The following is a 19,519-nucleotide window of genomic DNA, read 5'->3' on the forward strand; positions in this document are numbered from 1 at the left end:
TGTTTCAGACCCGCAGCGGCATCGTTCCATCCGCTAAGGTTTACGCGGTTCGTTACGCTACGAGGAGATAATACGATGACAGGCTTTCCGGTTGCGCCGCGCAAACAGCCCGGCTTCCTGTGGTTCGCCACGGCCTTTGTCTTGGCGATGCTGCTGACCGCAGGCTACGCCCGCGCACAGGACAATCCCTTCCGGGACAAGGTCGCCGTGATTACCGGTACAAGCTATGGCCTTGGGCGCGAATTGGCGTTGCTGGCGGCGAAAAACGATATGAAGCTGGTATTGGTCGATATGCGGCCCGAGCCTTCGCAGCAGCTTGCCGAGCAGATTCGCTCGCAGGGCGGTGAAGCGGTGTTCGTCGAGGCGGATCTGGCCAAGCCGGAGCAACGCCCGCAAGTAATCGATGAGGCGATGAAAGCGTATGGGCGAATCGACTATCTGTTCAACAACGCGGGCTACTCGTATCTGGCCACACTGGAACAGATGGATCTGGACCAGGCGCACCATCTGTTTGAGGTCAATTACTGGGCGTACGCCGATTTGGCGCAGCGCGTGATTCCGATCATGCGCGAGCAGGGCGGTGGCACCATTCTCAATGTGTCTTCGATCCTCGGCATGCGCGCCGCGCCGCCGCGCATGGCCCATTATTCAGCGAGCAAATACGCTATCCACGGCCTGTTCCAGGCGGCAGCCGAGGGCCTGAAAGAGGACAATATCAAGGTCTATATCGCGGCACCGGGCGGCATGCGCACTCATATCAGCAAGCATTCGGTCGGGCCTGAGGTCAGCGAGGGCGATCGCGCCGCAGATTGGGAGGATCCGGCTGTGCCGGCACGGGATATCTTCGAGATGATTCAACAGGACGAGGTGGTGTTCAACCCGGGTTATATCGGGCGCTGACTGATCATGCCCGGTCTCGCCTGTCGAGACCAGGCACCGAAGCATGTCGAGCCAGGATCAGTCGAGGGATACGGTGTACGTGAACAATTCGTGAGGATGATGCTCAAGGTATCCCGCTACCCGTCGCATTGGTTCACAATGCGTCGTCGTATCGTTCTCAGGGATCCCAGTCGTGAGCTACAAGTCGGTCAGTCTGCGCAAATGGATGTGGCGGGCGTTCGTACAGAGCGCCCTGATTCCGCTGATTCTGGTCGAAACCGTATTGGTTGCGGCGTACTTGCTGAGCAACAGCGCAATTCGTGATGCTCAGGTCGAACATCTCCGTAGTGCCGCGTTAACAGATCTGCAAGCCGCGGCGAACCAGGAAGCGCGGTTGATCAGTGAACGCTTGCAGACTGTCAGAGAGCTGACCGACCTGTTTTCCGCTCAGGTGGCCGAAGCGTTGTCCAGGCCAGACTTCCTGGATGACCCCGCCGAACGTCAGCGTCTGGCACGCACCGACACCGGCGTACTCTACAGTGAAAGCGACGAGAACCGCCCGGCTTCGTTCTACTCTTCGGTCACTCCCCAAGGTCGTCAAGATGTCGAGAAAATACTTCGCCTGGCCGGGCTCGACGGGTTCATGCGGACCATCGAGCGCAGCAATGCGCTGGTCGCCGCCGTGTATTTCAATAGCCACGACAGCTATAACCGGATCTGGCCATGGTTCTACACCCCGTCGCAGTACCCGCATGACATGGATATTCCGCAGTACAACTTCTACTACCTTGCCGACGCCGAGCATAACCCTGAACGCAGGGTCGTCTGGACCGATAGCTACCTCGATCCGGCCGGGCTTGGCTGGATGATGTCTGCGCTCTCGCCCGTGTATGACGGTGACTTCCTCGAAGGGGTGGTGGGACTGGATATCACCGTGGGAAACCTGCTGAACGAAATCGCCCAGCTGCAGGTTCCCTGGGGCGGTTACGCCATGCTGGTGAGTGAAGACCTGAATATCATGGCACTGCCCGCCCAGGGCGAGCGGGATCTCCAGCTTACGGAGCTGACCGAGTACAGCCATCACGAAGCCATCCGGCAGGAAATCTTCAAGCCTGGCGATTTCAATCTGGTCCAGCGGCTGGATATGCGCGAACTGGGCTATCGGCTCGAAGAGCAAGATCAGGGTGTGATTGCCCTGTCGCTCGATGGTCGCCCGAAACTGGCTGCGTGGGCTACCGTGCCGGAGACCGGCTGGCATCTGCTCACGGTAGTCGACGAGGCCGCCATTTTTGCGCAGACCAACCAGCTTGCGCGTCATTATCGCAACATCGGCCTGTTGTTGATCGTCGGGCTGATCCTGTTCTACCTGCTGTTCTTCGCCGGGATGTGGATACGATCGCGCCAGCTCAGCCGACAGCTGCAACGACCCATTGAGGGCATTGGCGAGATGATGAGGGAAATCGGTCGCGGGCACTGGCATCCCCATGCGGAGCCGACGCGCATCATTGAGCTGGAGTCGATGGCCGAGACCACACGTCAGGTCGGCCAGCAACTGGCCGAGCTGGAGGATGGCCGACGGGAGGCGCGCGCTCAGATCGATCAGGTGCTGGAATCGACCACTGAAAGCCTCTGGGAGGTAGATGTGGCTGACGAGCTGATTCGCTTCCAGGGCCGTCTGCCGGAACGGCTCGACCTGGGCACGCATACGCTGGCCTTGCGTGACTTTCTTCGCCGGGTTCATCCAGACGATTTGCTTTCGGCGCGCGCGAGTCTCCTGCCGGACGATGAGCGACGCAAGATCGAGGCTGAGTATCGGCTGCGTGATGCGGCGGGCAGATATCACTGGGTACTGGGACGCGGTCGCGTGGCCAGGAGAGACCCGGCCGGCAGGCCCTTGATGATCGCCGGCACGCACGTCGATATCGGCGCTCTCAAGGCAACCGAGCAGGCTCTGCGCAGCGCCAGTCAGCAGGCGCAGGCCGCCAACCTGGCGAAAAGTCGCTTCCTGTCGAGCATGAGCCACGAGCTGCGTACGCCACTGAACATCATCCAGGGCTTTGCCCAGCTGCTTCAGCTCGATCTGTCGCCCGGTCCCGAACATCATCGCTTTCGGCATCAGGTAGAGGAAATCCTCAAGGCTACCCATCATCTCGCACTGCTCGTCGAAGACGTGCTGGACCTGGCGCGTATCGAAGCTGAGCGCCCGGAAATCAAGTTACAGACCGTGGACGGCTGTGATGTGCTGCACGAGTGCGTCGAACAGGTCCGTCCCGAGATTGACGCGGCCGGGTTGCGTTTGGTCATGCATGCGCCTGACCGGGGCGTGCTGGTTACGGCGGAGCCGAGAAGGCTGCGCCAGATTCTGCTCAATCTGTTGAGCAACGCCATCAAGTACAACAGTGAGCGAGGGACCATCACCATTGACTGTCTGGCGATCCAGGATCGCTGGCAGCTGTGCGTCCGTGATACCGGTCAAGGTATCAGCCGGCTCCATCAGCGACAGCTGTTCAAGCCGTTCCAGCGTCTGGGGCACGAGAACGGACCGATCAAGGGGACGGGCATCGGCTTGTCTCTGAGCCGTGAGCTGGCCGGACTGATGGGTGGTCAGTTGGGCTACACGAGCGAGGAGGGCGCAGGGAGCTGCTTCTGGCTCGAACTGCCGGCCGCGGCACCAGCTGGTGCTGGTGGAAAAGCCGGGACGCTGCCGGAGGACCAGCTGCTCGACGTAGTCTACGTCGAAGATGACCGATCGAGCAGGATTCTGGTAGAGCATGCCTTGGCCGATCTGGCGCGCGTGACCTTGATCGCCAACGGGTTAGAAGCGCTGCATCGTATCGGCGAACGTCCGCCTCAATTGTTGTTGCTGGATATCGACCTGCCAGACATGCAAGGCGACAGGTTGCTGCGCTCGCTGCGCAGCAGCGAGCGTACCCGGGACCTGCCGGTAATCATCATCAGCGCAGGTGTAACGCCAGCGAACCGGGAACGTGTGGCCGACCTGGATGTCGCAGTGTATCTGACCAAGCCGTTGCAAATTCAGGATCTGCGCGATGCGGTGATCGAGGTTGCACGGCTGCAATCGGGAAACCGATGAACCTGTGACGGCAAAGAGGAGAGACCCATGTCCAATGAAGGTTATCACGAGCCTACGTCCGAACTCAGCGACGAATCCCGCGACATGCACCGGGCCATCGTCTCGCTGATGGAGGAGCTGGAGGCCGTTGACTGGTACAACCAGCGGATGGACGCGACCAAGGACGAAGAGCTGAGAAAGCTGCTTCAACACAATCGCGATGAAGAAAAGGAGCATGCAGCGATGATGCTCGAATGGATCCGTCGCCGTGATCCCGGCTTCGATGAGCAGCTGCGCAAGTTCCTGTTCAAGGATGCGCCGATCGATCACGATTGAGTCGTTCGACAGCGGACGCTTGTCCGCTGTCATGCTTGCGCGAAGCGGTGGATCAGTCTTCGCTGAGCTCCACCATCAGATCATCTGCCAGATTTTCCAGGTCGTGACGCAGCGCTGACAGGTCAGTCTGCGGCAGCACGCCAAGCCGTGCCTGGGCACGGAACAGCAGGTCCGCACTCATCGGTGCCGGGGTGCACTGGGTTTCCAGTTCCTCCACGTTCACGCCATGGCGAACCAGTATCTGTGACACCTCGTGAACGATACCGGGGCGGTCATTGCCGACCAGGCTCAGCTGCAGCACTCTGTGTCCGGCTTCCTCTGCCATACCGCTGACAGTGACCTGAATATTGATTTCCTGCGCCTTCAAGGCATCCAGATCCAGGCGAAGCGCGTCGACCCTGTCGCTGGCGATGTCCACGCGCAGGATGCCGGCGAATTGACCGGCCATACGCGCCATGCGACTTTCCAGCCAGTTGCCGCCGTGGCGGGTGATCGCCTGGGCGATGCTTTCCACGAGGCCCGGTTTGTCTGCCGAGATCACGGTAAGAACGAGCGGGGTGGTCATGCTTGGCTCCTTGGCTGCGGCGCGTCGAGCACCGGTTATGGCATTGATGTGCAGTCAGTCATGGTAGTAGCGGCCTTCGCCGGTCGCCATCATGTCCTGGCATGACGCTTCGAGGTTTTCGAAGTCGTACTCGGATAGACCGACATATTCCAGGATTTGCGCCCCTACCGCGTCCCACTCGTGATCGTGCTGGCTGCTGCCGAGAACCCGGTAGGCTTGGCAAATATGCTCGGCCATCTTCAGAATCGCCAGCAGGTTCTTCAGCTCGGCATCACCTGCGGTGGTTTCGGCGAACACCTGCTGCGCGTTGTGGTGACTGGCGATCGCCTCGCACAGATGACGCGGCAGCAGCCAGGATTTGGCGGTGAAATAGCCGATCACGGCATGGTTGGTGTTCAGGCGCTGGTTCTCGATGTCGACGATGCGTTGACCGGACTGCGCATAGGATTCCTCCATCACCTCGATGTAATAGGGGAAGCGGGCCAGCATCAGTGGAATGCCGCAATTATGGAACAGCCCCAGCGCATACGCCTCGTCCGGCTCCAGGCAGCCAATCCGCTTGGCCAACGTCATGCAGGTCATTGCAACATCCTGCGCACTGTCCCAGAAGCGGTTGAGGTTGACGATATTCTCGTCGGTCAGCTCGCCGCGGATCGATTGAGCGTTGACGATATTGATGACGCGCCGAACGCCGAGCAGATTGACGGCCTGCTGAATCGACGTGATGCGATTGGCCAGACCGAAGAAGGGCGAATTGACGACTTTCAGCAGGCTGCCGGACAACCCCGGGTCCTGGCTGATCAGCCGTGCGATGCTCTTGAGGTCAGGGTCCGGCATGACCTGCTCCATCTGCAGGTCGACCATGATCTGCGGCTGGGGTGGGACGCTGATTCCCTGCAGCGCGTTCCTGATCTGCTCATCCGTAAGATCGTTTCCCATCGACTGCTACTCTGTATTGGCCCGAACGCGAGTTTAGCCGGAGACCGCGCGGCTTGGCACCCGTATAATGCGCGGCCTCGTCATTTTCATCCCTTCGTACCGGAGTTTGCATGAACCTTCCCAGCCTGCGCTTGAAATCCAACAGCGATCGCCGCCTAAAGGGAGGTCACCTGTGGGTCTTCAGCAATGAGGTGGATATCGCCCAGACGCCGCTTACCGCGCTCCAGGCCGGGCAGGAAGTGGTGATCGAGACTGCCCAGGGCAAGCCGCTGGGCCTGGCCACGGTGAGCCCGAACAACCTGATCTGCGCGCGACTACATAGCCGCGACACTTCGCACACGCTGGACAAGCCATTGCTGGTCCATCGCTTCAAGATCGCCTTGAGCCTGCGCGAAAAACTGTTCGACAAACCTTTTTATCGGTTGGTCTACGGTGACTCGGATCTGCTGCCAGGTCTGGTGATCGACCGTTTCGGTGATTATTTCGTTGTGCAGATCTCCACGCCTGGGATGGAGCAGGTGCGCGAGGCGGTTGTCGAGGCGCTGGCACAGGTGTTCAGGCCCGCCGGTGTGCTGTTCAAGAACGACAACGCGGCACGCACGCAGGAAGGCCTGCCGCCCTACGTCGAAGTCGCCCATGGTGATGTACCTGAGCGCGTGGAGCTGGAAGAAAACGGCGTCCGCTTCGAAGCCCCCGTCTGGTACGGTCAGAAGACCGGCTGGTTTTACGATCACCGCATGAACCGCGCGCGGCTGGCACCCTATGTCGACGGTAAGCGGGTTCTGGATTTGTATAGTTACATCGGGGGCTGGGGTGTCCAGGCCGCCGTCTTCGGCGCCAGCGAAGTGATGTGTGTGGATAGCTCCGCGCCCGCGCTGGATCTGGTCGAGCACAACGCGCAGCTGAACGGCGTGGCCGAGAAGATGACCGTGGTCGAAGGCGACGTGATGGATGCGCTGCGCGAGCTCAAATCTGCTGGCGAAAAGTTCGACGTGGTCATCGCCGATCCGCCGGCGTTCATCAAGAAACGCAAGGATGTCCGCAACGGAGAGGCAGCCTACCGGCGCTTGAACGAGCAGGCCATGCGCATGCTCAACAAGGACGGGATCCTGGTGTCGGCGTCATGCTCGATGCACCTGGCCGAAGACAGCCTGCGCGATATTCTGCTGGCCTCCAGTCGACACCTCGATCGCCATCTGGTTATCGCCGAGCGGGGCTTCCAGGGTGCTGACCATCCGCTGCATCCGGCTATTCCAGAGACGGGGTATATCAAAGCGTACTTCTGTCGGGTGTTGCCGGTTTAAGTTTGGTCGTGCGGCCGTTATGCGGTGGGATGGGTCGTGTAGGCGCACCGTCAGCCCCGCCCCGGCCCCGGCCCGGACACGCAGCGAGTACGTCCCTGTAGCTCGGCCGCGGCATCCCTGCCGCGGACGGTCCGACCCGCCTTATCCGTGAGTCGGCCCGGATCGCATCATCTTCAACAGAGCCAGGCGCGTAGTTATCCGCGCAGGCTGATCACGGGCCAGGCGTGCGCCAGCGCGTGTGCATGCAACGTATCGTCAGGATCCACCGCGACCGGGTGGTCGACCATGCGCAGCAGCGGCAGGTCGTTCTGCGAGTCGCTATAGAAGTAGCTGCCTGCCAGACTTTCGTCGTTTTCCTCCAGCCAACGCTGCAAACGCGTTACCTTGCCTTCGCGGAAGCAGGGCACGTCCGTGGTACGGCCGGTGTAACGACCATCAGTGCGCTCGCATTCGGTTGCCAGCAGGATGTCGATCCCCAGCTTGCGCGCAATGGGAGCGGTGACGAAGCGGTTGGTCGCGGTGATGATCATCGGCGTGTCGCCGGCCTGGCGGTGCTTCTCGATCAGATCGAGCGCAGCCGGCAGAATAATCGGATCGATTTTGGATGTCATGAATTCCGCGTGCCAGGCATCGAGCTGGTCATCGGGATGCTGGCCCAGCAGCTCCAGCGCGAAGTTCAGGTACTCTTCGATGTCCAGCGTACCCGCCGCATACGCCTCGGCAAACGCATCGTTACGCGCGCGGTAGGCCTGTGCATCGACCAGATTGCGCGAACTGATGAAGTCGCCCCAGGCGTGGTCGCTGTCGCCGCCGAGCAGGGTGTTGTCGAGATCGAAAATCGCCAGTGCCACGGGCGGCTCCTTGTCGAAGTTGTGTTAATAGTCAGCAGGGGCAAAAGCATAAAGCAGTCGCGGCGCAAATGCTTGGCTGGCTGCGGATTTGAGCAATTGCTGCGCCGCGCTTCTTTGTGGAACAATGCAATCGATAGCATGACAAGAGATTCAGGCTGTGATCGATCCCGATGGTTTCCGTCCAAATGTAGGCATTATCCTGACCAATGGGTTGGGCCAGGTGCTGTGGGCTCGCCGCATCGGTCAGGACGCCTGGCAGTTTCCGCAGGGTGGTATACAGCGCAACGAGAGCCCGGAACAGGCCTTGTACCGCGAGCTGCACGAGGAAGTGGGCCTGCTACCGGAAGATGTGGAAATCCTCGCTTGTACCCGTGGCTGGTTGCGATATCGCCTGCCACAGCGGTTGATCCGCAGCCATTCCCAGCCAGTCTGCGTGGGACAGAAACAAAAGTGGTTTCTGTTGCGCCTGAAAGCCGATGAAGCCCGCGTCTGCATGACCAAGAGTCCGAAACCCGAGTTCGACGGCTGGCGCTGGGTCAGCTACTGGTATCCGCTCGGCCAGGTTGTCGCGTTCAAGCGTGACGTGTATCGGCGGGCGATGAAGGAGCTGGCGCCCCGTCTGCCCCTCGGCGAACTCACGGAGTGTTGAGCATGCTCGCTACGCTGCGCCGCATTGTCCAGGAGGTCAATTCCGCAAGGGATCTGACCAGCGCCCTGGATATCATCGTGCAGCGAGTGCGTGGCGCCATGGGCACCGAGGTGTGCTCTGTCTATCTGCTCGATCCCGACTCCACTCGTTACGTGCTGATGGCCACCGAAGGTCTGAACAAGGGCGCGGTGGGTGTCGTCAGCCTGGGAACCAACGAAGGCCTGATCGGCTATGTCGGTGCCCGCGAGGAGCCGGTCAATCTCGAGGATGCGGCATCGCATCCCAGATTCCGCTATTTCGCCGAGACCGGCGAGGAGCGCTACGCATCGTTCCTCGGCGTGCCGATCATTCACCACCGCCGGGTGATGGGCGTGTTGGTCGTACAGCAGAAGGAGCGGCGCCAGTTCGATGAGGGCGAGGAAGCCTTCCTGGTCACCATGAGCGCGCAGCTGGCCGGGGTCATCGCCCATGCCGAGGCCACCGGTTCGATCCGCGGGTTGGGCTGGGGCGGCGAGGTCGTTCAGGATACCCGTTTCGACGCCGTGCCCGGCGCGCCGGGTGTGGCTATCGGTCAGGCGGTGGTGATACTGCCGCCTGCGGACCTCAAGGCCGTGCCGGACAAGACCGTCACCGATGTCGAAGCCGAAATGGATCTGTTCCGTGAGGCGGTGGCAGCGGTACGCAGCGATATGCAGGCGCTCTCGGTCAAGCTGTCGCCGCAGTTACGTCCGGAAGAGCTGGCACTGTTCGATGTTTACCAGATGATGCTCGACGATGCGGCGCTGGGCAACGAGGTGCGTGAGGTCATCAACCGGGGGCAGTGGGCCCAGGGCGCGCTGCGCGATGTGGTGACCGCCCATGTCACCCGCTTCGAATTGATGGATGATCCGTATCTGCGTGAGCGCGCTTCGGACGTAAAGGACCTCGGGCGCCGAATCCTGGCCTATCTCCAGGAAGCAGGCAGGCAGGAGCGAGTGTTCCCGGACCAGACCATTCTGGTCAGCGAAGAGCTTTCGCCGGTCATGCTCGGTGAAGTCCCCAAGGAAAAGCTGGTCGGGCTGGTTTCGGTGCTTGGCTCGGGCAGCTCGCACGTCGCCATTCTCGCCCGCGCGATGGGCGTTCCGACGGTCATGGGCGCGCTGGATCTGCCCTATACGCGGATGGACGGCCTCGAACTCATCGTCGATGGCAACCATGGCGAGGTCTACTGCAACCCGTCGGCGGAGCTGCGCCGCCAGTACAACGAACTCATTCACGAAGAGCGCGAGCTGGTTCAGGGTCTCGAGCAGCTGCGCGACGTGCCCTGCGTGACCCCGGACGGTCACCGCATGCCGTTACTGGTCAACACCGGCTTGCTGGCGGACGTTGCTCGGTCGCTTGATCGCGGGGCGGAAGGGGTCGGCCTGTATCGCACCGAAGTGCCGTTCATGATTCAGGACCGCTTTCCCAGCGAGAAAGAGCAGCAGGCGACCTACCGCGAACAGCTCGAGGCGTTTCACCCATTGCCGGTGACCATGCGTACGCTGGATATCGGCGGGGACAAGGCGCTGACCTATTTTCCGATCAAGGAAGACAACCCCTTCCTCGGCTGGCGCGGTATTCGCGTGACGCTGGATCACCCGGAAATTTTCCTGGTGCAGACCCGCGCGATGCTCAAGGCCAGCCAGGGGCTGAACAATCTGCGCATCATGCTACCGATGATCAGCAGCCCGTTCGAGGTCGAAGAAGCCCAGCATCTGATTCACCGCGCTTACAGCGAAGTGCTGGACGAAGGCGTAGACGTGCCCATGCCGCCGGTCGGGGTGATGATCGAAGTGCCTGCGGCGGTCTACCAGGCGCGCGAGCTGATTCAGCTGGTCGACTTCCTTTCGGTGGGTACCAATGACCTGACCCAATACCTGTTGGCAGTCGATCGTAATAACCCGCGGGTGGCTGATCTATACCATTCGATGCATCCTGCGGTGCTGCAGGCATTGACCCTGGTCGCCGCTGCCTGCCGCGAGGCCGGCAAGCCGATGAGCGTGTGTGGCGAAATGGCGGGCGATCCGGCCGCGGCAGTGTTGCTGATGGCAATGGGTTGCGACGTACTGTCAATGAACGCCACCAATCTGCCGCGGGTGAAGTGGCTGCTCCGGCAGATCACCCTGAGCGACGCCAAGGCGCTGCTTGATGAAGTCGTCGAGCTGGACAATCCGCATCTGGTGCAGGCGACGCTGCATCTCGCCCTGCGCAACATGGGCCTGGGCAAGGTGCTCAGTCAGGCGCGCTGATCCGCTTCCAGCGCGAATTCGTAGCGCGATTCCCCCAGTTCCACCGCTCCCGGGCCAAAGCGCCTCTCGACGAGCTCCACCCGCTCATCAGCAGTGATCCGCAACACAGAGCTGGCTCGGGTTCCGTAGGCTTCGCCGACGATGAATGCGGCCGATAGCGCTCGCTCCCAGTCGAGGCTCACCCCGGTTTTCGGCAGTTGTTCGTCCGGATACTGTCGAGGGTCGGCGAGAAGCGCCATCAGCGCCTCGGTTTCGGTGAGCGTCGCGCGTTGTAGCCCGGTCCGTAACGCCGTGAGCTTCGGCCAGGGAGCATCCAGCGCAGCATTCGACAGGCCGTAGTAGCCTGGCCGCAGTTCGCGCGGCAGAGCCTCATGACTGTTCAGGTAGCACAGCTGTTCGATATCCCCGACCAGCAGGTTGAATCCGCCGAACTCCTTGCAATGCGCCTCAATCCCGTCGAGATAATGCCGGGGCGACAGCGTCGAAGTCAGGAACCCGGCGACCAGCTCACCACGCGAGCGCAGCCCCACCGGTGCGCCCGGCGTTCGGATATTGGTCAGCGCAGCGAAACGGCCGCTGCGCGTCACGCCGAGCCAGCTGCCGCCCGCCTCGAGGTCTTTCCCCGCGAGCAAGTCCGGCCACCCTTCATCAGCCCAGAACTGCGCTTCCCGCGTCGGTCGCGCGTGAAATTCGTCCCGATTGCCGAGCAGTACCAGGGGTTGCTCGGAAACCTGCCACGCTAGCGCTATCAGACACATGTGGTTCTCCCTTGTTTGCCGCATTGTAGCGGCTTGGGCGTGGGCAGGGCAGCGAGCCAGGGACAGGCAAGGCGCCAGCCAGGCGGACCGTCGATGGCTTTTCCGCTACACTAGCGGGCCTGCTGCGTCAGGTGTCGACTACTGGATTTCAAGCGAAGGGTGTGCCGTGGAGTTCCTGTTATATCTACTGCTGGGTGGTTTTGCCGGGACGCTCGCCGGGCTGTTCGGTGTGGGCGGGGGCATGATCATCGTGCCGGTACTGGTCTACAGTTTCGCCGCCCAGGGTTTCTCTCCGGATGTGCTGACGCATATGGCGGTGGGCACCTCGCTGGCAACCATCGCTTTCACCTCGGTCAACGCCATTCGCGCGCACCATCTCAAGGGCGCCGTGCGCTGGCCGCTGTTCGTCTGGATGACGTTCGGCATCGTCATAGGGTCGGTCTTCGGCGCGCTGACGGCGGCGCTGATCGATGGTCCGCTACTGCAGCGAATCATCGGCGTGTTCGCTATCTGTGTGGCCATCCAGATGGCTTTCGAACTCAAGCCAAAAGCCGGGCGGGACGTGCCGGGCAAGCCGGGGCTGGCAGCAGCTGGTGGCGTGATTGGCTGGGCCTCGACCATCTTCGGTATCGGCGGCGGCTCGCTGACCGTACCCTTTCTGGTCTGGCGCAGCGTACCGATGCAGCAAGCCGTCGCGACTTCGTCGGCCTGCGGATTGCCGATCGCCATCGCCGGTGCGATCAGTTTCGTCTGGACCGGCTGGTCGGTACAGCCGCGACCCGAATGGAGCCTGGGCTATATCTATCTGCCGGCATTGGTCGGCATCGCTGCGACCAGTATGCTGTTTGCCGGTTTCGGTGCGCGGCTCGCGCATCGTCTGTCGCAGCGACTGCTCAAGCGACTGTTCGCCCTGTTGCTGCTGGGCGTTGGAATCAACTTCCTCACGTAGGGATACCTCATGTTGCCTTATCCGCAAATCGATCCGGTCGCGGTGTCCCTCGGGCCGCTGCAGATCCACTGGTATGGTCTGATGTACCTGGTTGGCATCGGGGGCGCCTGGTGGCTCGCCGGGCGGCGCCTGGACCAGTTCGATCCAACCTGGTCGAAGGACAAGCTGTCCGATCTGGTGTTCTGGGTGGCTCTCGGCGTCATTGCCGGAGGGCGGCTCGGGTACGTACTGTTTTATGATCTCCCTGCGTATATCAACGATCCGAGCCTGATTCTGCAGATATGGCGGGGCGGCATGTCGTTCCATGGCGGGTTGATCGGCGTCCTGCTTGCGGTTGGCTGGTTTGCCTGGCGCAACAACAAGGGCTTCTTCGAGCTGATGGATTTCATCGCGCCACTGGTGCCGATCGGGCTCGGAGCCGGGCGGATCGGCAACTTCATCAATGCCGAGCTTTGGGGCAAACCGACTGATGTGCCATGGGCAATGGTGTTTCCCACCGATCCGCTGCAGCTGGCCCGGCACCCGTCTCAGCTATACCAGTTTGCCTTGGAGGGTGTGGCGCTATTCGTCATACTCTGGATCTATTCCAGCAAGCCACGTCCGACCATGGCGGTCAGTGGACTGTTCGCCATCTGCTATGGCGTGTTTCGGTTCCTCGTCGAGTTCGTCCGCGAGCCGGATGCGCATATCGGTTACGTGGCCTTCGGCTGGCTGACGATGGGGCAGGTGTTGTGTATCCCGATGATCCTGATTGGTGCCGGCATGATGATGTGGGCCTATCGCAACGAGAGTGCAAAGCGTGAAACAGTATCTTGATCTGATGCGACAGGTGCGCGAAAACGGCACCTTCAAAAGCGATCGTACCGGGACCGGTACCTACAGCGTATTCGGCCATCAGATGCGGTTTGATCTGGCTGAAGGCTTTCCGCTGGTAACCACCAAAAAATGCCATCTGCGCTCGATCATCATCGAGCTGCTGTGGTTCCTGCGTGGCGACACGAACATCGCCTATCTCAAGGAAAACGGGGTCTCGATCTGGGATGAGTGGGCCGACGAGAATGGCGACCTGGGGCCGGTATATGGTTACCAGTGGCGTTCCTGGCCTGCGCCCAACGGCGAGTCGATCGACCAGATCAGCAAGCTGCTGCAGATGATTCGCAGCAACCCGGACTCGCGCCGGCTGATCGTCTCGGCTTGGAATCCTGCGCTGGTCGACCAGATGGCTCTCCCACCATGCCACGCCCTCTTCCAGTTTTACGTTGCTGACGGCCGGCTCAGTTGCCAGTTGTATCAGCGCTCGGCCGATATCTTTCTTGGCGTGCCTTTCAACATCGCCAGCTACGCGCTGTTGACGTTGATGGTGGCCCAGGTCTGCGATCTCGAACCTGGCGAGTTCATCTGGACCGGCGGCGACTGTCACCTGTACGCCAACCACCTCGAGCAGGCGGACCTGCAGCTCAGCCGTGAACCGCTGCCGTTGCCGACCATGAAGCTCAACCCTGACGTAAAAGACCTGTTCGCCTTCAGCTTCGACGACTTCGAGCTGGTCGGCTACCAGGCGCATCCGCACATCAAGGCGCCGGTCGCCGTATGAGCCCAAAAACAGTCCCGAAGATCTCGATGATCGCTGCACTGGCTCGCAACCGCGTGATAGGTCGCGATAACCAATTGCCGTGGCACCTGCCGGAGGACCTGAAGTATTTTCGCAGCGTGACCTGGGGCAAGCCGATCATCATGGGGCGCAAGACCTTCGATTCGCTGGGTCGACCACTGCCGGGGCGCACCAATATCGTCGTGACGGGGCAGGCCGGGCTAGAGCTTGCCGGAGCGCGGGTTACTGCTTCGCTGGATGAGGCGCTCAAGCTTGCCGTTGCCCAGGCCGAGCTGGACGCTGTGGACGAAGTGATGGTAATCGGCGGAGCGACCATCTATCAGCAACTGCTCGACCGGGCGGGCCGTCTGTATCTGACCAAAGTGGATGCCGCGCCGGACGGTGATGCCTGGTTTCCGGACTTCGATGAAGGTCAGTGGAAGGTAACGTCAGAGCGCAGCGTCGAGGCGGGCGACGCTTATCCCGCGCACTGCTATCAGGTGCTGGACAGGCTCGAAGACTGACTGAGCAGGTCATCAAGCGGTCGCGGCTTGCCGATCCAATAGCCTTGCAGGAAATCCCCGCCCCAACTCGACAGTTGTTCGGCGGACTGGGCATCTTCGACGTAGTTGGCCGTAACCTGCTTGTCCAGGCTGCGCGCTAGCTTGATCAGGTTGCGCAGATAGGTCGCATGGTCCGTTTCAGCCTCGCTCGTCAGCTCGCGTGTATCCAGCTTGATGCCCTTGATAGGTAATCTCGTCAGATAGCCCAGGGCGCCGTACTCGGCGCCGAAGTGATCGAGCCAGATATCGACGCCCAGCGCGCTCAGCGATTCGCATAGCGCGGCCGCCTGTCCGGCGTGCTTGAGCAGCGCATCTTCGCGCAACTCGAGCTGGACCATGCCCGGAGGCACCTTGCTATTCGCCAATAGCTGCCTGAGCTGATCGGCGAAGCGCGGTTGCTTGAGCTCCCGATCGCTCAGGTTGATCGACAGTCGACAGTTCACGCCGGCGGCGCGCCAGGCCTTGACCGCTTCCAGTGCCTGACTGATGACCCAGTGACCCATGGGCAGGATCAGGCCACTGTGCTCGGCAAGCTTGAGGAACGCGTCGGGCGCGAGCAGACCGAGTTGCGGATGCTGCCAGCGCAGTAGCGCTTCCCAGGACACGGTGTCCCCGTTGCGGGTATCGACGATCGGCTGATAGTGCAGACGGAACTGACCTTCCAGCAATCCGTGACGCAGGCCCTGCTCAATATCGAGATTATGTCGCGTTTGCGCCTGCTCATCCGGATTGAAGAAGCTGTAGCCGTTGCGACCGTTGGCCTTTGCGCGGTACAAGGCCTGATCGCCGTGGTGCAATAGCTCGGTCGCCGATTGGCCGTGCTGCGGATACATGGCGATGCCGACGCTGGCGGAAATCAGCAGATGGTGACCGCTGAGGGTAATGGGTTCGCTGAGCGTATGGATGATCTTGCTGGCAATCAGTGCCGCGTCATTCGCATCGACGACATCTTGCAGCAGAGCGACGAACTCGTCGCCGCCGATGCGGGCGATGAGATCTTCCTGGCGCATGGTCCGCCGCAGTCGATTGGCGATCACCGCGAGCAACAGGTCGCCCAGGCCATGGCCGAAACTGTCGTTGATCTGCTTGAAGTAGTCGAGGTCGATGTACAGCAGGGCGAAGCCGAATCCGCTGCGCTTGCCCTTGATCAGCAGGCGATCCAGCTCTTCCTCGAGCATCGCCCGATTGCCAAGCCCGGTCAGCGGATCCTGTTTGGCCTGACGTTCCAGTTTGCTGCCACCGTCGCGCCGAAGCTGACCATGAATGAGCGCGCGGTTGATCTGGTCGGCGTCCAGGTTGGTGCGGACCAATACCTCATCAGCACCCTGCTCGATCGCGCGGCTATCCCCTCTGGCATCGCCGCCTTCACTGATCAGCAGATACAAGGTTTCCGACGCTACCCGGCGGGCGTCCTGCAGGAGGCTCAGGTCGTTGGGTAGCAGACAGGCAAAATAGGTGTTCTGGGCTACGCGATGAACGGCTTCGCGAGGCTGTGTGCAGATATCCACTTCGAACGAGGCGAGCGGAGGCTGCCGACACAGAGAGAGCAAATGCTCTCGCTTGTCCGGATCGGCTTCCACCAGCAACAGTTTCCGTACGTTAGTGCCCATCAACGTCCGTGCCTAGCGAGGGATGAAACGCGTCCGTGATCGCGTTATGACCTCATTATGTTAGCTCGTTCACATTCTGGTAGCAGTAGTTTTGCGCGATCAATGGTAATTAATGCGGACAGATGGTAGGCATGAGGGCTGCGAATGGCGGGGTTTTGACGCGGCGAGAGCGCTTGATGGCTTAATGATATTAAACTGACGCAGCGAGGCGCTGGGAAAAAGGCAGTGAAGCTTCAGAAATGAAGCCACTCGGCAAGGTCAGAGTCTACCTTTCCGAGTGGCGTCGTCATCAGCCGTCCAGCATTGCCTTGTCCCGCACTGCGCCTTTGTCGGCGCTGGTGGCGAGCAGTGCATAGGCTTTCAACGCAGTGGTTACCTTGCGCGGACGTTTCTCCACCGGCTTCCAGCCCTTGCGATCCTGCTCGGCGCGGCGCTCGGCGAGCTCTTCATCGCTTATCAGCAGGTTGATGCTGCGGTTCGGGATGTCGATCAGTATCTTGTCGCCCTCACGCACCAGGCCGATCGCGCCGCCGGCAGCCGCCTCTGGCGACGCGTGGCCGATCGACAGACCTGACGTGCCGCCGGAGAAGCGGCCGTCGGTCAGCAGGGCACATTCCTTGCCCAGGCCCTTGGATTTCAAATAAGAGGTGGGATACAGCATTTCCTGCATGCCCGGGCCGCCTTTGGGGCCTTCGTACCGAATGATCACCACATCGCCAGACTTCACTTCGTCAGCAAGGATGCCTTTGACCGCGCTGTCCTGGCTTTCGAAGATTTTGGCGTTGCCCTCGAAGACGTGAATCGACTCGTCGACGCCGGCGGTTTTCACCACGCAGCCATCGAGTGCGATATTTCCGTAGAGCACGGCCAGGCCGCCTTCCTGGGAATAGGCGTGTTCGACGCTGCGAATGCAGCCGTTGGCCCGGTCATCATCCAGCGTGTCCCAGCGAGTCGACTGACTGAACGCGGTCTGCGTAGGTATGCCTGCCGGCCCGGCGCGGAAGAACGTGTGAACGTCTTCGTCGTTTGTCTGCGTAATGTCCCAGAGGGCGATCGCTTCTTCCATGCTGCTGCTATGGACGGTGGGTACGTCGGTATGCAGCAGTCCGCCACGAGCCAGCGAACCGAGAATGCTGAAGATGCCGCCTGCGCGGTGCACGTCTTCCATGTGATATTTCTGGATGTTCGGCGCGACCTTGCACAGCTGCGGTACCTTGCGTGACAAGCGGTCGATGTCGCGCAGATCGAACGGGATTTCCGCTTCCTGCGCTGCGGCGAGCAGGTGCAGGATGGTGTTGGTCGACCCGCCCATCGCGATATCCAGCGTCATGGCATTTTCGAACGCCTTGAAGTTGGCGATATTGCGCGGCAGCACGCTCTCGTCGCCCTCGGCGTAGTAGCGCTTGCATAGCTCGACTACTGTCCGTCCGGCGCGCAGGAACAGCTGCTCGCGATCGGAATGAGTTGCTAGCGTCGAGCCGTTGCCCGGCAACGACAGACCAAGCGCCTCGGTCAGACAGTTCATCGAGTTGGCAGTAAACATGCCCGAGCAGCTACCGCAGGTCGGGCAGGCGCTGCGCTCGTACTCGGCTACCTTTTCATCCGAGGAGTTTTCGTCGGCAGCGACCACCATCGCATCAACCAGATCCAGGCCGTGGCTGGCCAGCTTGGTCTTGCCTGCTTCCATCGGGCCGCCGGATACGAACACCACCGGGATGTTCAGCCGCAACGCAGCCATTAGCATGCCCGGGGTGATCTTGTCGCAGTTGGAGATACATACGATGGCGTCGGCGCAATGCGCGTTGACCATGTATTCCACCGAGTCGGCAATGATTTCACGCGAAGGCAGTGAATAAAGCATGCCGTCGTGACCCATGGCGATACCGTCGTCCACGGCGATCGTGTTGAATTCCTTGGCGACCCCACCGGCGCGTTCGATTTCCCGAGCCACTAATTGCCCCAGATCCTTCAGATGGACGTGGCCGGGCACGAACTGGGTGAAGGAGTTGGCGATCGCAATGATGGGTTTCTTGAAGTCTTCATCCTTCATGCCGGTAGCGCGCCATAGCGCGCGGGCGCCCGCCATGTTGCGGCCGAAGGTGGAGGTTTTCGAGCGATAATCGGGCATCGGGGGTGGTCTCGTTATGCGTTGCTAGCCGGCAAGCATATCAAGTTTGCATCGCACCTCACAGGCGCTGAAGACAACTTGATAAGCCCTGCGCGGTCTCTGCTATCGGCTATTCTGGTGCAGTCACTCAATTCCCCACGTCATTGGAGTATCTATGACCGATTCAGCCTACACCCCGCCGAAGGTATGGACCTGGGACAAGGCCAGCGGTGGCCAGTTTGCCAACATCAACCGTCCCATCGCCGGGCCGACGCACGACAAGCAATTGCCCCGCGGCAAGCATCCGTTGCAGCTGTATTCGCTGGCCACGCCCAACGGCGTGAAAGTCACCATAATGCTCGAGGAGCTGTTGGCGGCGGGCTTCGAGGGGGCAGAATATGACGCTTACCTGATTCGGATCGGTGAGGGCGATCAGTTCGGCAGCGGTTTCGTCGAGCTCAACCCCAACTCGAAGATTCCAGTACTGCTCGATCAGAGCGTTGAACCGGCGCAGCGTGTCTTCGAGTCCGGATCCATACTGCTGTACTTGGCGGAAAAATTCGGCGCGTTCATCCCGCAGAGTGCCAGCGGGCGAACCGAATGTTTGAACTGGCTGTTCTGGCAGATGGGCAGCGCGCCGATGCTCGGTGGCGGCTTCGGCCATTTCTATGCTTACGCGCCGGAGAAATACGAATACCCGATCAACCGCTACACCATGGAGGTCAAGCGGCAGCTCGATGTGCTTGATCGGCAACTGGCGAATCACCGCTTCATCGCCGGGGAGGAATACAGCATCGCCGACATGGCCATATGGCCCTGGTATGCCGGCGTGGCGACCAATCAGGTGTATGGCGCCGCCGAATTCCTGCAAGCGCACACCTACAAGAACCTGCTGCGTTGGGCCGAGGAGATTGGCGAACGGCCGGCCGTCAAGCGCGGGCGGATGGTCAACCGGACCTGGGGCGATCCATCCGAGCAACTGCCCGAGCGGCACGATGCCAGCGACTTCGACCTGCGTACCGCGGACAAGCTCGACAAGCAGAGCTGAAGCCCAGGCGCCGGGCCAGCTCGGCCG

Annotated in this window: 17 protein-coding genes; 11 read left to right on the plus strand and 6 right to left on the minus strand. The window is 61.0% G+C overall.

The annotated features are described in order from the left end of the window. The first annotated feature begins 75 nt into the window (after window positions 1–75). The 3 genes from BLT85_RS00550 to BLT85_RS00560 all read left to right on the plus strand — a co-directional run bounded on the left by BLT85_RS00550 (window position 76) and on the right by BLT85_RS00560 (window position 4,288). A complete protein-coding gene (locus BLT85_RS00550) occupies window positions 76–900 on the plus strand; it encodes an SDR family NAD(P)-dependent oxidoreductase (RefSeq protein ID WP_093391176.1) in 825 nt (274 codons plus the stop codon). A 172-nt stretch (window positions 901–1,072) separates the two neighbouring features. Continuing rightward, entirely contained in the window at window positions 1,073–3,973 is a 2,901-nt protein-coding gene (locus BLT85_RS00555) for an ATP-binding protein (RefSeq protein WP_231701504.1), read from the plus strand. Between the two features lie 27 nt (window positions 3,974–4,000). Further along, window positions 4,001–4,288, plus strand: coding sequence for an encapsulin-associated ferritin-like protein (locus BLT85_RS00560; protein ID WP_093391179.1), 288 nt, complete (start codon window positions 4,001–4,003; stop codon window positions 4,286–4,288). A gap of 52 nt (window positions 4,289–4,340) precedes the next feature. On the opposite strand, the gene BLT85_RS00565 is transcribed toward BLT85_RS00560, so the two are convergent. Together BLT85_RS00565 and BLT85_RS00570 are read right to left on the minus strand one after the other, a co-directional pair. Next, a complete protein-coding gene (locus BLT85_RS00565; protein ID WP_093391183.1) occupies window positions 4,341–4,853 on the minus strand; it encodes a glycine cleavage system protein R in 513 nt (170 codons plus the stop codon). A 54-nt stretch (window positions 4,854–4,907) separates the two neighbouring features. Then, the gene (locus tag BLT85_RS00570; protein WP_093391186.1) at window positions 4,908–5,792 is read right to left on the minus strand and encodes an HDOD domain-containing protein; all 885 of its coding nucleotides are present in this window, start codon (window positions 5,790–5,792) and stop codon (window positions 4,908–4,910) included. A 110-nt stretch (window positions 5,793–5,902) separates the two neighbouring features. On the opposite strand from BLT85_RS00570, the gene BLT85_RS00575 reads away from it, so the two are divergent. Continuing rightward, window positions 5,903–7,096, plus strand: a complete 1,194-nt coding sequence (locus BLT85_RS00575; protein ID WP_093391189.1) for a class I SAM-dependent rRNA methyltransferase — start codon at window positions 5,903–5,905, stop codon at window positions 7,094–7,096. A gap of 194 nt (window positions 7,097–7,290) precedes the next feature. On the opposite strand, the gene BLT85_RS00580 is transcribed toward BLT85_RS00575, so the two are convergent. After that, a complete protein-coding gene (locus tag BLT85_RS00580; RefSeq protein WP_093391192.1) occupies window positions 7,291–7,947 on the minus strand; it encodes a histidinol-phosphatase in 657 nt (218 codons plus the stop codon). Window positions 7,948–8,104: 157 nt separating this feature from the next. Here BLT85_RS00580 and rppH point away from each other — a divergent pair, with 157 nt between their 5' ends. Together rppH and ptsP are read left to right on the plus strand one after the other, a co-directional pair. Next, window positions 8,105–8,596 carry an RNA pyrophosphohydrolase gene (rppH, locus tag BLT85_RS00585; RefSeq protein ID WP_093391195.1) on the plus strand — a complete coding sequence of 164 codons (492 nt, stop codon included), beginning with the start codon at window positions 8,105–8,107 and terminating at the stop codon, window positions 8,594–8,596. Window positions 8,597–8,598: 2 nt separating this feature from the next. Then, entirely contained in the window at window positions 8,599–10,866 is a 2,268-nt protein-coding gene (gene ptsP, locus BLT85_RS00590) for a phosphoenolpyruvate--protein phosphotransferase (RefSeq protein ID WP_093391198.1), read from the plus strand. Here ptsP and BLT85_RS00595 read toward each other — a convergent pair. Further along, the gene (locus BLT85_RS00595) at window positions 10,854–11,624 is read right to left on the minus strand and encodes an NRDE family protein (protein ID WP_093391201.1); all 771 of its coding nucleotides are present in this window, start codon (window positions 11,622–11,624) and stop codon (window positions 10,854–10,856) included. The two genes, ptsP and BLT85_RS00595, sit on opposite strands and share 13 nt — an antisense overlap. 166 nt (window positions 11,625–11,790) lie before the next feature. Here BLT85_RS00595 and BLT85_RS00600 point away from each other — a divergent pair, with 166 nt between their 5' ends. From BLT85_RS00600 to BLT85_RS00615, 4 genes are read left to right on the plus strand one after another with little or no spacing between them, the layout of a single operon-like run. Then, the gene (locus BLT85_RS00600; protein ID WP_093391204.1) at window positions 11,791–12,573 is read left to right on the plus strand and encodes a sulfite exporter TauE/SafE family protein; all 783 of its coding nucleotides are present in this window, start codon (window positions 11,791–11,793) and stop codon (window positions 12,571–12,573) included. A gap of 9 nt (window positions 12,574–12,582) precedes the next feature. Continuing rightward, window positions 12,583–13,389: a prolipoprotein diacylglyceryl transferase gene (gene lgt / locus BLT85_RS00605; protein WP_093391207.1), complete on the plus strand. Its 807-nt coding sequence runs from the start codon at window positions 12,583–12,585 to the stop codon at window positions 13,387–13,389. Further along, entirely contained in the window at window positions 13,373–14,167 is a 795-nt protein-coding gene (locus BLT85_RS00610; protein WP_093391210.1) for a thymidylate synthase, read from the plus strand. Before lgt ends, BLT85_RS00610 begins: the two co-directional genes overlap by 17 nt. Then, a complete protein-coding gene (locus tag BLT85_RS00615) occupies window positions 14,164–14,688 on the plus strand; it encodes a dihydrofolate reductase (RefSeq protein WP_093391213.1) in 525 nt (174 codons plus the stop codon). The genes BLT85_RS00610 and BLT85_RS00615 overlap by 4 nt, the downstream gene beginning before the upstream one ends. On the opposite strand, the gene BLT85_RS00620 is transcribed toward BLT85_RS00615, so the two are convergent. Both BLT85_RS00620 and ilvD read right to left on the minus strand, forming a co-directional pair. Next, window positions 14,661–16,337, minus strand: a complete 1,677-nt coding sequence (locus BLT85_RS00620) for a putative bifunctional diguanylate cyclase/phosphodiesterase (RefSeq protein WP_093391216.1) — start codon at window positions 16,335–16,337, stop codon at window positions 14,661–14,663. The two genes, BLT85_RS00615 and BLT85_RS00620, sit on opposite strands and share 28 nt — an antisense overlap. Before the next feature lie 289 nt (window positions 16,338–16,626). Next, a complete protein-coding gene (gene ilvD / locus BLT85_RS00625; RefSeq protein WP_093391219.1) occupies window positions 16,627–18,465 on the minus strand; it encodes a dihydroxy-acid dehydratase in 1,839 nt (612 codons plus the stop codon). Window positions 18,466–18,619: 154 nt separating this feature from the next. Between ilvD and yghU the strand changes: the two genes are divergently transcribed. After that, the gene (yghU, locus tag BLT85_RS00630) at window positions 18,620–19,492 is read left to right on the plus strand and encodes a glutathione-dependent disulfide-bond oxidoreductase (RefSeq protein ID WP_093391223.1); all 873 of its coding nucleotides are present in this window, start codon (window positions 18,620–18,622) and stop codon (window positions 19,490–19,492) included. Window positions 19,493–19,519: the final 27 nt, after the last annotated feature.

The sequence above is a fragment of the Halopseudomonas xinjiangensis genome, assembly GCF_900104945.1.
GTDB classification, from domain to species: Bacteria; Pseudomonadota; Gammaproteobacteria; order Pseudomonadales; family Pseudomonadaceae; genus Halopseudomonas; species Halopseudomonas xinjiangensis.

Coding starts and splice junctions, on each gene's coding strand:
- BLT85_RS00595 (WP_093391201.1), bottom strand. CDS start 11,624: ATGTGTCTGATAGCGCTAGCGTGGCAGGTTTCCGAGCAACCCCTGGTA.
- BLT85_RS00620 (WP_093391216.1), bottom strand. CDS start 16,337: ATGGGCACTAACGTACGGAAACTGTTGCTGGTGGAAGCCGATCCGGAC.
- lgt (WP_093391207.1), top strand. CDS start 12,583: ATGTTGCCTTATCCGCAAATCGATCCGGTCGCGGTGTCCCTCGGGCCG.
- BLT85_RS00570 (WP_093391186.1), bottom strand. CDS start 5,792: ATGGGAAACGATCTTACGGATGAGCAGATCAGGAACGCGCTGCAGGGA.
- BLT85_RS00575 (WP_093391189.1), top strand. CDS start 5,903: ATGAACCTTCCCAGCCTGCGCTTGAAATCCAACAGCGATCGCCGCCTA.
- ptsP (WP_093391198.1), top strand. CDS start 8,599: ATGCTCGCTACGCTGCGCCGCATTGTCCAGGAGGTCAATTCCGCAAGG.
- BLT85_RS00560 (WP_093391179.1), top strand. CDS start 4,001: ATGTCCAATGAAGGTTATCACGAGCCTACGTCCGAACTCAGCGACGAA.
- BLT85_RS00565 (WP_093391183.1), bottom strand. CDS start 4,853: ATGACCACCCCGCTCGTTCTTACCGTGATCTCGGCAGACAAACCGGGC.
- BLT85_RS00550 (WP_093391176.1), top strand. CDS start 76: ATGACAGGCTTTCCGGTTGCGCCGCGCAAACAGCCCGGCTTCCTGTGG.
- ilvD (WP_093391219.1), bottom strand. CDS start 18,465: ATGCCCGATTATCGCTCGAAAACCTCCACCTTCGGCCGCAACATGGCG.
- BLT85_RS00615 (WP_093391213.1), top strand. CDS start 14,164: ATGAGCCCAAAAACAGTCCCGAAGATCTCGATGATCGCTGCACTGGCT.
- yghU (WP_093391223.1), top strand. CDS start 18,620: ATGACCGATTCAGCCTACACCCCGCCGAAGGTATGGACCTGGGACAAG.